Here is a 1,753-nt window from a genome sequence, read left to right on the forward strand (position 1 = left end):
TCGCCCCGGCCGTGCATGGTCGGAAGAACGTGCTGAGCGTCGACGAACTCCAGCCAGGCGGGGGCGCCTAGGTGTCTGCGTTGCCGTTCTTCCATTGTGGCCACGGGATGTTCCAATCGCCGAGTCCATCAACTCCCGGCAGTGTGTCGGCGTTGGTGTTCTTGACCGTGACGGGGTCACCGCGCAGGGTGTTCTTCACGAGCCATTCCGCGTCAGTGGGACTCAGGTTTGGGCAACCGTTGCTGACGTTGCTGCTGCCTTGCGCCGACATCGACCACGGTGCGCCGTGCATGTAAATGCCGCTGTAGGACATTTGCACCGCCCATTGAACGGGTGTGCGGTATCCCGCTGCGGACTCGACAGGCACTCCGTAGGTGGACGAGTCCATGATGATGTGCTCGACGCGATCTCCGATCATGTAGATACCGCGGGGCGTCGGAGTGCTGTCTTTGCCGAACGAGGTCGGCATCGTGCGGATGACCTTGCCGTCTCGTTTGACGACTATCGTTTTGGTGTTGTCGTCGGCAACGATTTCCTGAGCTCGGCCAATCGTGAAGTCGTAGGACAAGTTCTCGTCGCCGTAGAGCCCGTCGCCGAGGTCGACTCCGTAAATGTTGACGGCGACACTGACTTTGGTGCCCGGCGTCCAGAAGCGTTCGGGCCTCCACCGGACTTCGGAGTCGCTGATCCAATAGAACGCACCCCGCATCTGGGGGTCAGACGACACGGTGATCGCCGCCTGTGCCTTCTTTCGGTCGGGGATGGGATCGGCGAACCGCACCCCGACTGTGTGGGCGATCCCGACGGTTTTCTCGCCGAGGATGGCAGCGCTGGTCAGTGACTCCGGTGAGGTCGTGGTGAAGCGCTGCGAGACGACCGATCGACCGCCCACGCCCACGGCCTCGGCTTGAACGGAATACCGCTTCGAATATCCCAGGGGTTGGGTGCTTGTCCACGTTGAGCCGTCCTCGCTCAGTGAGCCCGCCAAGGGACGGCCGCTGGCTGTGGGGATACGGACGTTTGTCAACGCGCCGCGGCTGGCCGTGACAACAATAGGAAGCCCAGGTTCGACAACCGCGTTGGGCGCGAGTCGACCGCCACCTTCGGTGGCCACAGCAATGGAAGGCTGTGCGATGTCGGCGAAGCTGTCAACGGCCTGAATCTCGTTGCTGTAGGCGGCGCCTCCGGTTGAGCTGCACGAGGTCAATAACATCACCACAGCCGTCAGGGCTGCGAGCATCAGCAGTCGCGGAATACCTGCCCGGACCGACCCGCGGCATCCACGAGCGCTCGAGCACTGCGGCTGCGCACCGTAAGCCGCCAAGAGATCACGTGGCTCTTCGATAGCTCGAGTCCTTCTTACGCGGCCCATCGATTGTGGCGAACCCTCTCACTCGGCGCCTGGACTAGGTTTACTATCCACGATAGTAGTTGAATGCTGTGCGCTCCTCTACCCGCTGCACAGCGCGAGAGAAGGTTCGAAACGTCTTCGTGGTGGGCGACCGCCGAGCGGTCACGTCGACCTCATTATTGCCGTGTGGCGACACCCCACAGGTAGTCCCCGCCGATGCGTGTTCGCCACCGCTCGCCGACGTCGAGGCCGTGGTGCGACAACTCTCGCGACACCTGCGGGACCACTCGTCCTCATACCTCCCGCGCGCCGATAAGGCGGGTCGTCCGACGACGTAGACTCCCCGGGTTCTCAACCACGGTGCAGGATCGAGTTTGGGTCCATCTTGCTGCCACACCTTGT

General features: G+C 62.6%; 1 protein-coding gene. It reads right to left on the reverse strand.

The genetic code is table 11. The annotated features are described in order from the left end of the window. Positions 1-67: 67 nt before the first annotated feature. Positions 68-1,240, reverse strand: a complete 1,173-nt coding sequence (locus ABLE92_RS26060; RefSeq protein ID WP_006357614.1) for a L,D-transpeptidase — start codon at positions 1,238-1,240, stop codon at positions 68-70. Positions 1,241-1,753 lie beyond the last annotated feature (513 nt).

This window comes from Gordonia oleivorans (assembly GCF_040044975.1).
GTDB lineage: Bacteria > Actinomycetota > Actinomycetes > Mycobacteriales > Mycobacteriaceae > Gordonia > Gordonia oleivorans.

Bases quoted from the DNA above. Each gene is read 5' to 3' on its own strand.
- ABLE92_RS26060 (WP_006357614.1), bottom strand. From the start codon at position 1,240: ATGCTCGCAGCCCTGACGGCTGTGGTGATGTTATTGACCTCGTGCAGC.